Genomic DNA, 10,556 nt, shown 5'->3' with positions numbered 1-10,556 from the left:
CCTAAAAATACATTGTCTGTACCGGTAGTCGTCAAATAGCCAGCTCTGTAGCCAATAAACGTATTAGCATTTCCCGTTGCACTCAAACCTGCGTTACTTCCGATAAACGTATTTTGAGATCCTGAAATATTAGAGCTTCCTACCAAAGGCCCAATAAACATATTATCTGAGCCTGACGTAGTGTTCCCTCCTGCATCTGCCCCTAGAAAAGTGTTGTTATTTCCACTGGTATTGTTATATCCAGAGCCAGTGCCAAAAAAAGTATTATTATTACCTATAGTATTAAAAAAGCCACTTCTATAACCTAGAAACAAATTACTGCTGCCCGTCGTATTGCTAAAGCCGGATTCTGTTCCAATGAATGTATTTTGATAACCAGTAGTAGTAGCAGCTCCGCTCGTATACCCTATAAAGGTATTACTTTGGCCGGAGGAGTTTTGACGCCCTGCTCCAACCCCAATAAACACATTTTTTGTACCAGCCATATTTTGCATGCCTGTCTCTTTTCCTAAAAAGATATTACTGGCACCAGTCATGTTTGTATTTCCTGCTCCAATGCCTATCAATGTGTTATCTGCTCCCGGTGTTGCAGAGATCGGACTCGTTGCTACATAATTATTCTGTGCTATTGCATTTACAGACGTGCCCAGCAGGATCACGATATAAAATGTAAATTTTTTCATATGATAGCTCCTTTTGTTTATACGAACGCACCACTAACCTCATTCCTTAACGAATAAACGCCCTACAAAGGTTTTACAATATTAGTATAAATCTTGATCAGTATAGCCTTACAGACAGAACCTTATTAGCCAGTAAATAAATAAACAGAACGATTACCAAAGTCATCAGTTGTTGGGGTATATTATATATGTAAACTTTTTTAGCAAATGAGAAACTATTTACGTTTATTCATTTTACTATTTCTTTCAGTACCAAGCCAAACGCTCAAAGCACAAGTAACTTACTATGTAGCTAGTAACGGAAATGATGCAAATAACGGCACATCTCCATCTACCCCTCTACTTACGATTAACAGGGTCAATAATTTAGTTCTTCAACCAGGAAGTAAAGTTCTTTTTCGCCGAAATGATATATTTCAAGGGTCCTTAGTGATTAAGCAATCAGGTACTACCAACAACCCTATTACAATAGGTAGTTATGGTACAGGCGCAATTCCAACCATTTCCGGCAGTAGCGCTGTTACTAATTGGATCAGTTTAGGTAATAATATATGGCAGGCTACTTGTACTCAGTGTGGTACAAACGTAACAGGTTTATATCTCAATAACTCTTCTCTACCACTAGGGAGATATCCTAATACAAATACACCTAACCGAGGATACTTAACTGTACAATCGCATTCTGGTAAAACAATTCTTGCAAGTAAAGAGCCTTTAACTTCGAACTGGGTAGGTGCCGAAGTAGTAGTCAGGCCTATAAACTGGATACTAGACAGAGCTACTATTACTCAGCAAAATAGCAATACGCTTATATTAAGTAATAATTCATCTTATGATCTTGCTGACAATTATGGCTTTTTCATACAAAACCACCCTTCAACCCTTGATCAGAACGGCGAATGGTATTTTAATCCAGCGAATAAAACATTTCAGTTATACTTAGAAACAGGTAATCCAAATAATCAAAGCATAACTTCAACAATTAGTAGCATTGGCATTGATATAAGAGGAATGTCTAACATTCTGATACAAGATATTCATATAACACAATCTACAAATTATAATTTATATGCAGAGAATGTAAACAGCTTTAGTGTTATAGGCTGCCAAATTACTAATGCAGGAGAAAATGGTGTTCTCATAAACGGATCGGGTAATAATATCCTTTTCACAAATTCAATCATCAATAAATGCAATAATAATGGATTTCAAATAGATCAATACAATAGCTTTGTATTTAGAAACAATAAACTATCAGATATTGCAACAAGTCCGGGGCGTGGAAAATCAGGAGATGCTCAATATTTAGGATTCATTGCGTATACACTAAACAGCACAAACATAGAATATAACACAATAGATAGTATTGGTTATAATGCCCTGACATTTCCTCAGAATAACGCTATTGTTTATAGAAATAGAATATCAAACTTCTGTCTTGTAAAAAGTGACGGTGGGGGATTATATAACTGGAACGGTGTTAAGAATAATATGACAAACGTAGTTTTGCAAGAAAATATTATCTATAACGGAATTGGTGCACCTGAGGGCTCATCAGATGGGTTTAGAGGGGCAAATGGTATTTATCTTGATGAATGTATAAGTAATGTTATTGTCAGAAATAATACAGTATTCAACTGTTTTGGGTTAGGCATATATCTGCATGACACTCAAAATGTGCTTTCTGAAGGGAATACAATTTTTGATTGTTTTGAAGCACAGTACTCTGTCGATAATACTGGAATATGTACTGCCTCAAACAATATAAGCCGTAATAATATTGCGGTGGCTAAACTTCCTTCTCAATTAACTGCAAAATATGAATCATATACATCATCTCTTGCAACGCTTGGAAACTTCGACAACAATGTTTATGCCCGTCCTGTAGATGATGTATTAACCATGCGTCTTTCGTATCCTCCTCCGAACGGAAATTTATATGATTTACAACCACTACAAGAATGGCAGACTAAATACGGAAAAGATATTAATTCAAAAAAATCACCTTTTACAATTAAAGATTACTCAACAAATAACTTTAATGGACCAGAAAAAATCATAGATGGTAATTTTAATAATAATAATGGTGGTTTTTTTGTATTTAGTGACTTTAATAATGGACAAGGAACCTGGGATAATACAAACAAAATAAACGGAGGGAGCCTTGCCTTAACATTTTCTACTATATCTGGAGGCTTAGCAGCCTCATTATATGCAGCAAAAACTATTGGAAGTGTTTCTAAGGATAAAGATTATGTTGTAAGTTTTGATGCAATTACAACCGTTCCAAACCGGATCATTCTTGTCTATATTCAATACCAATTTCCTCCGTTCAATCGTCTGGTAGAACTTTATCCAGGCAAGATAGTCAGTACTTCTACACAACGTTATGAAGCTAGATTCAGGCCAATTACTGACCTGGAAAATGCTTTATTAGTTTTTCGTGTGTTTGAAAGTAACCAGCCACTTTGGATCGATAATGTGAGTTTTAAAGAAGCATCCTTAAATAAGCTTGATCCCAATTCATTGACTAAAATTATATATAATCCAACTACTAGAGACTCTACGGTTACTGTAAATGGCAACTATAAAGATGTCAACAATCAATTATACCCACAAACAGTTGTCCTGGGCCCATTCAAATCCCTGATCTTAATTAAAGATATCACACTACCAACAACAGATCTTAGCTTACTATTAACCTCAAATAAACGTTTAGTCCAGACAAGTGAGCCAATCACTTTCACATTAAATGTTGCCAACACATCGTCTATTCCAGTTACATCAGGTCAATGGGAGTTAAGAATGCCTGCAAATATGGAGCTAGTCAGCTACCCAAACATATCATATACCAATAATATCCTTACAGGCAATATAACCAATCTCTCAGGAAATAGCCAACAATTATTTCAATTTACAGCAAAGCCAATAGTAAATGGCATATATCGCTTAAGCGCACAAATTATTTCTTCAAACATTCCGGATAATGATAGCAATGTAAATTCAGGAACAGCGGACGGTGAAGATGATACATCAACCACAGAAGTTTTAACACGCAATATAAGCTATCAGCTTTATGAATCACCGAATACGAATCAGCTACCTTTGCCAACACCTCTATCTTCAGGAAATACAATCAGTTTAACTCAGGCAGATTTAAGTATAATCGTTAAGGTAGATAAACGTGTAGCCAGGGTTTCTAACATTTTAACGTATAGTGTCATTGTACAGAATGCAGGTGGATATACAGCAAATAATATACAGATTGAAAGTAATCTTCCTAATGGGTTACAATTTGTTCTGAGTGAAGGCTGGACCCTTAATGGAAGCGCCATAAGAGCTAGTATTACCTCACTAGCTGCGAATGCGTCTAAAATATTAACGTTCCAGCTACGCGCAACTCAAGCCGGTAAATATATCAACATGACACAAATAACATCAGCTTCTCCCTCCGATCCAGATTCAACTCCGAATAACGGGTTTCGTGGTGAAGATGATGAATCAAATATCGACATTATTGTACAACCATAAAAGATATTAACAAAATTATAACTAAAAAATACCAAAAAATTCCCTGTAAAACTCTCTCATCCACAAAACGGTTACTCTTTACATTAACGATTAGCTAATCCTATTTATAACTTGCTCTTACAACAATTTCAACCTTAAGCAGTATCAAGTGATACATAAACGCCTATACGCATAAGAAATTTGTAGATGATAGGGCTCCAAGATTAACATGATAGCACAACTTGAAGACTGAACTAATAAAACCTAAAATTATACCACACAAAAGTGAATTAATCAAATAAGTATTACCTTTGCCATAAAACTTAATTCAAACAGCATGAGAGGCAGTCGTCTGTTACACAATATTGACAGATATATAGGTATCCCTGCATTGTTTATATTACAATTGCTAAAAAAAAATACAAAAACAATACCTCAATTAAATAGGATAGCGATATTAAGGACAGCAGCTATTGGAGATACAGTTCTGTTATCAGCAATGATACAGGATTTAAAAGATTTATATCCTTCAGCAGAAATAGTATTCTTCGCTGGCCCGTCAAATCACGGTGTTGTATCACTATTACCAGGAATAAATAATATAATGTTCATTCCTGTAACAAAAGTAATAGAATCAATAAAAACTCTCAGAAAAAGCGGAAACTTTGATCTTGTGATTGATACAGGGCAGTGGCCCCGGCTTGATGCTATTTACTCATTTTGCATCAAAAGCAGATACAGAATTGGTTTTAATACAGAAAATCAATTTAAGCACTACTTATTCAACACATCAGTAAAGCATTCAAATGAAATCCACGAAGTTGAGAACTTCAGAAATTTACTAACTCCTTTAAATAATATTTATAGAAATAGAATAAGACTTATCTCAGAAAAAAGTGTCAAAGTTGATGTTTTTTTAGAACAATATAAAAAGTACGTTATTTTCCACTTATGGTCAGGAGGTTCAAAAGCTTATTTAAAAGAATGGCCTACAGAGCGCTGGGCTGATTTGGCACATAAATTATATAACAAGCATAATCTACCCATCATAATAACTGGGTCTGATAAAGACTTTCAAGCAACAAAATCATTTATTACTGAATGTAGATCCGAGATTCCGATTCATAACTTGTGTGGAAAATTCTCATTAACAGAAACTGTTTACCTTATTAGCAAGGCATCATTACTAATAAGCGTGAATACTGGCGTAATGCATATAGGCTCCGCTCTTGATATCCCTGTAATTGATCTACATGGCCCTACGACGGCATTAAGGTGGGGGGCTTTAAATGCTAAATCAAAATCTATAGAGGCAAAAGGTGAAGGTTGTGGATATATAAATTTAGGATTCGAATCCAATCATACAGAAACGAACTGTATGGCTAACATTACAGTTGAAGAAGTTTATAATTGCGCAAACTCATTATTATAATAACGAGTTATTTCTTACACAGGCTAACTAAAATTTTTTTAGTTTCAGAAACTGTGTCTGACCATAAATATCGGTGAACATGCTTTAATCCTGCCAAAACCAATTTATTTCTTAACTCGTTATCATTTAAAACACTCAAAATACCGTTAGCAATAGATTCAGCTGAATTTGGGTTTATGTAAAAAGCAGCGTTACCACAAACTTCTGGTATACTTGCAAAGTTAGATGCGACAACAGGACAGCCACAAGCCATTGCCTCTAGTGGAGGGAAGCCAAAGCCTTCATATAAAGAAGGAAATACAAAAACAGATGCTAAATTATATAATATTGGTAAGTCTTCATTTTCTACAAAGCCAGTAAAAATTACATTTCTTGATAGTTCATAGTCATTATTAAGTAATTCTGTTAGAGTATCATCCTTTCCTATGAAGCCTTCGCGCTTGCCAATAATAACTAATTTACGGTCTAAACCTTGCTTATTTATTACACCTAAGGCTTTTACCAGTGTACTAAGGTTTTTATTTGGCTTAACATTGCCGACGAACAAAATATAATTATCTGGTACTTGATACTTACTTTTTAAACGATCTTTAAGACTAGTATCATCAATTTTCCGGTATAAACTATGATCAATTCCTAAGTGAATAACAAAGGGATCTAAGGAAATATCTGGAAAATGCTTTTTAATTTCATCTCTAGTAAAATAAGAATCGCAAATGATAGCATCAGATTTTGTTACAGCTTGTGAAAGAACAAGTTTACTATAAATTCTTTGTGGCAAACTTAAGGTACTTGCGTAAGTTAAGTGATATGTGTCATGTATGGTAACAAGCCTTTTTCTTGCTTTAACAGGCAGAAGTGGTATGTTGTAATGAGGAGACCAGAATATATCGCATTCAGGTATTTGTAGATATAGAGAAATCTGTTCTTTGATTGTATAAATTTGGGTTAAATCTTCTATAATAACAGCCCTAGTAAAAGAGCTACCCAAACAGGCAATCAAATTATTTTTGTCTCCAATCAAAATTAATTCTATTTCGTCGTCATATAAATAATTTTTTATATGATTCAATATATATACTCCAATGCCAGAATTATTGATCATTCTGGCATCTATACAAACAGACAATTTCATTTCGAATCAAATTTTACAAAAAAGGCTGAGTTCAGGATACTTATATGAACCCACAAATATGGTCGCAAAATATTTTGGTTAAAACACAAAATAATTAACTCAAAAAGTAATCCCCAGGCCAGTGCCCGGCTGTACTTATCTGGAAGTATTACCTCAGGTACATAACCCCTCATCTTGAAGAAAGTGTAACTAAATAATGTATATATATACCGCAGAAAGAATAAAAATCCTATGATTCCGCTTGCAGTAAGTACCTCAACAAAAATATTCATGCTCACATCATATGGCTTTATAGTCTCTTGTGAGATATTAACGACACCTTTTTCAAATGCGATGGCTTGAGATACCCCACCTAAACTATATCCTTTGAATGGATTTTTCTTTAGAATTTCTATTTGCGTAAAGAACCCGTCAAGTCTCTCCATACTTGAGTGAGCAGAGCTACCCATAATACCTAAGCCATCAAATAAAAAAAACAGAAAATCAGTTCTAAGAGCAACAATGGTAATTACAACTAATACAAACGCAATGGAACTTATAACTACTAATTTTATTTTTAAATTAGTTCTATTTATAAAAAGTTCGTAAACAATTAACTCAGTGACTACAACTATTAATCCCATCCTGGACGTACTAAGTATTATTGCCAATAAAGATATAATACTAGTATATTTTATCAATTCAGAATGTTTATTGACTTTACTTCTAAATAAAAAGTATGAGGTTGAAAAACCGGCGATTAAATATGTCGCATAATATGATGGTTCATAAGAAAATCCATTCAGCCTTGGAAAGCGCCCTTCAATCCACCATTGCTCTACTAACAAGTCAATTCCAAGTAGACCCAACCCTAATTGCAGAAAACCAAATAAGCTTGTTATGAGGAAAGAAAACAAATATACACTGACATATTTTTGTAGCTTCTTTTTATTATTACATGATTGAGCCAATACGATTGTATAAAATGCATGAATAAGTAACCATAACAGATAGCCTATGTTCCTGTTGATTAAGGGTGTATTATTGACAAATATTACGAGAAAAAAAAACCAAACAAAAAAATATTTACCGCCTAAATATTTTACAATGAACTTACCATTTAGTATAGACTCTATAAAATACAATATACAATGAACAATTATAAGTAAATAGACAAATCTTAATGCAAATCCTGCTATTCTTAAATTTAATATTATATCAAAAGAAGCAGTCAGGCATATGCAAAACCATAGGAAAAGCTTCAAATCAGCATAAGACAGACTCTTTGTTTTGCGAAAGAAAAAATTATAAATTGATATATCTATTTTCATTCTCAAACGGTGTTTTCACTTTATCGTCAAACAATAAAAATATTTGATTTTCTGGCCTTACATATCTATATGAAAACTTACAAAGTAAAGCATAACGCTCAAATCCTAACAAAAACTTCACAAGACGGGCAATCATATTTACTAACTTTAATTTCGACTCAAATCCTGCATAATTCTTTTCATTTACTTTATCATGATGTATGCTTTTTGTCAACATTTTTTTGCGCTCAAGTAGTTTATAGAAACTTTCATTTCCAGTAGACTCAAACGGTTTTTTAAATGAATACCCTAAAGCGGTTGATTGCCTGTAAAGTCTTCTATGAAAAGCAGCAATAGGAACATTATTATCAAATTTAGCATATGAGTATGCTAGTTTCGTAATCTTCTCGGGAATACCTTCCAGACTCAATTTGTAAGCGTAAAACTTACTAATTGGTATTATATCAATATACTTATTTGATAATACTGGTACGAATTCGTCATAATTACCAGCATTTTTAAAATTATAATTTGAATAATGATAAAAAATCAGTTTCTCATTTTTTGTTTTATTAATACGGTTATAAACATAATATTCAGAATTTATGATTTCTATCCCGCGTTCATGCCAATTCCAAACAGCCATATTGTAACCTAATGAGCGCTCTATGTATATATCGCCAAAAAATACAGGAAGGAAATCAGCCCATTTCTGATCTACATGAAAACCATCGGTCCGGTCAGCGTAACATTTGTCAGAAAGTCTGTTAGACCACCAATTCGTTATCTTTTTACCATTACCGGAAAAATTTATTGCAACAAATCCAAAATTAAAAATACCTGCAAAAAGAATATTACCCTCTCTGAATATACCTGTATATTGTTCCTCTATAGTATTAAAATGTGGCGTCACCACCATTGAATAATCTGATAATTTATTAAAAACTTCATTTAGCGAATTGAATACATAAATATCAGGATCAAAATAAATTATCTTATCATACCCAATGCTGTTGAGATGATTAAATGCAAATGGCTTTATTGCTGTACAAAACTCAGTAACATTATATTTAAATGCCATATCTAATAAATTAGTAATACCTAACTTATTAGCTGGAATTATTGGATATCGTTGAGATTGATAATCAATTAATCCCTCATCCTCATCAGCAACAATTATAAAAAAAGGCAAGTTATCATGCTGCTCTCTAATTGAGTCTCCTAATATATTTGCCAGAGGTATATAATTTTTGGCAACAATGGTAAAGACAGCTTCCACAAATGTTATCTTTTTTGACTTACAACAATATTCTGAGGTGCCATAAATGCATCCAAAATTCCAAAGTGAAAGCGGCTAAAATTTCCCCTTCTTGGAGTAATGAAATAATTAGGAATTGCTTTAACCGGCACTAACTCATCTGTAGTCATTAGCTCTACCAAGTCCTTTTTGCAAAAAAAACGTAAATGCGTTTTATCCATTATCCCACTTTCCTGATAAGCGAATGACCCCGTAATAAGTATTTTGCTAAGTGTGAAAACTTCACGTATGTTTGGACATGAGACAATGATTATTCCTCCAGTTTTAAGGAACCTTGTAATTTGTTTCACTACCCGCCAAGGATCAACTAAATGTTCCAGTACATCTCCACATAGAATCACATCATAATAATTCAAGGGATAATCAGGCAACTCATGCTCAATATTACCAATAAACAGTCTGTCTATGAGTGGATTAGACTGATCTGTATGAGGAAGATCGAATAATTCTACAGCAGCCACTTCTGTTGCCAGCTGTCTTTCTTTTATTGCTACTAATGTTGCGCACCCACCCGCACCGATTTCTAAAATCCGGTTTGACGGATTATAAGGAATATGAGCAATCAGATCTTCCCTGATCTGCGTAAAATATATTCCTCTCTTTTGCTTATATAGTAACATCGTCCCAACTATTTGTTACAGGATTGAACTTTTTAATTAACCGTGCAGGAGAACCTGCAATCATACTATACTCCGGAAATGACCGGGTGACTACCGAATGTGCCCCAACCACACAACCTTTGCCTAATGTTACATTTGGCAGGATTGATACTCTATATCCTATAAATGAGTTCTCTCCTATTTTTACCGGTCCTTTGCTGTATAATGGCTGCTTAACCAATGGCCCGGCGGCAGGATTAGTTGTATGTGCATGGTCTGATATGTACACATATTCACTAAACAAGCATCCACTTTCAATCTCAATACGATTAATTGCTGTAATACAAACATAATTACCAATTGCGACATCATCGCCAATAGCTATTCGAGGCGAGAACTCTTCACCGGCATAATTTGTAAATGCTGCAATCCATGCTTTTTTTTGTATTGTAGTACTTTTTCCAATTGTTATATATTTCCCTCCTGATATATTTAGAAATCGCAAGGAAATATATGAAGATTTCCCTATAGATAGTCTTTTAATATATATATAATACAGCCTTATTATTTCTTTGATATATTTAGTCATA

7 protein-coding genes and 1 pseudogene are annotated in these 10,556 nt (G+C 33.8%); 2 read left to right on the top strand and 6 right to left on the bottom strand.

Translation table 11 applies throughout. The features are described 5' to 3' along the window. Nucleotides 1-683 (bottom strand): annotated as a pseudogene (locus tag BLX24_RS32275) (TMF family protein); the annotation flags it as partial. A 207-nt stretch (nucleotides 684-890) separates the two neighbouring features. Here BLX24_RS32275 and BLX24_RS24740 point away from each other — a divergent pair. Both BLX24_RS24740 and BLX24_RS24735 read left to right on the top strand, forming a co-directional pair. Next, nucleotides 891-4,214, top strand: a complete 3,324-nt coding sequence (locus tag BLX24_RS24740; protein WP_083422158.1) for a right-handed parallel beta-helix repeat-containing protein — start codon at nucleotides 891-893, stop codon at nucleotides 4,212-4,214. A gap of 316 nt (nucleotides 4,215-4,530) precedes the next feature. Continuing rightward, a complete protein-coding gene (locus BLX24_RS24735) occupies nucleotides 4,531-5,625 on the top strand; it encodes a glycosyltransferase family 9 protein (RefSeq protein WP_071505905.1) in 1,095 nt (364 codons plus the stop codon). Nucleotides 5,626-5,632: 7 nt separating this feature from the next. Here the strand turns inward: BLX24_RS24735 and BLX24_RS24730 are convergent, their stop codons facing one another. Genes BLX24_RS24730 through BLX24_RS31795 form a run of 5 tightly spaced genes read right to left on the bottom strand, consistent with a single transcriptional unit; the run spans nucleotide 5,633 to nucleotide 10,555 of the window. After that, on the bottom strand, nucleotides 5,633-6,760 hold the full coding sequence (locus BLX24_RS24730; RefSeq protein ID WP_071505904.1) for a glycosyltransferase family 4 protein: 1,128 nt from the start codon (nucleotides 6,758-6,760) through the stop codon (nucleotides 5,633-5,635). Beyond that, nucleotides 6,757-8,070 (bottom strand): O-antigen ligase family protein, encoded by a 1,314-nt coding sequence (locus tag BLX24_RS24725; protein ID WP_071505903.1) that lies wholly within the window; start codon nucleotides 8,068-8,070, stop codon nucleotides 6,757-6,759. The genes BLX24_RS24730 and BLX24_RS24725 overlap by 4 nt, the downstream gene beginning before the upstream one ends. After that, entirely contained in the window at nucleotides 8,045-9,328 is a 1,284-nt protein-coding gene (locus BLX24_RS24720) for a glycosyltransferase family protein (protein ID WP_071505902.1), read from the bottom strand. Before BLX24_RS24720 ends, BLX24_RS24725 begins: the two co-directional genes overlap by 26 nt. 5 nt (nucleotides 9,329-9,333) lie before the next feature. Next, complete coding sequence (locus BLX24_RS24715; RefSeq protein WP_071505901.1) at nucleotides 9,334-9,987, bottom strand: class I SAM-dependent methyltransferase; 654 nt, start codon at nucleotides 9,985-9,987, stop codon at nucleotides 9,334-9,336. Continuing rightward, complete coding sequence (locus BLX24_RS31795; RefSeq protein ID WP_083422157.1) at nucleotides 9,974-10,555, bottom strand: acyltransferase; 582 nt, start codon at nucleotides 10,553-10,555, stop codon at nucleotides 9,974-9,976. The genes BLX24_RS24715 and BLX24_RS31795 overlap by 14 nt, the downstream gene beginning before the upstream one ends. Nucleotide 10,556: the final 1 nt, after the last annotated feature.

It is taken from the genome of Arsenicibacter rosenii (assembly GCF_001870735.1).
GTDB classification, from domain to species: Bacteria; Bacteroidota; Bacteroidia; order Cytophagales; family Spirosomataceae; genus Arsenicibacter; species Arsenicibacter rosenii.
The sequence above is the reverse complement of the archived record's forward strand: the minus strand, read 5'-3'. Positions and strand labels throughout refer to the sequence as shown.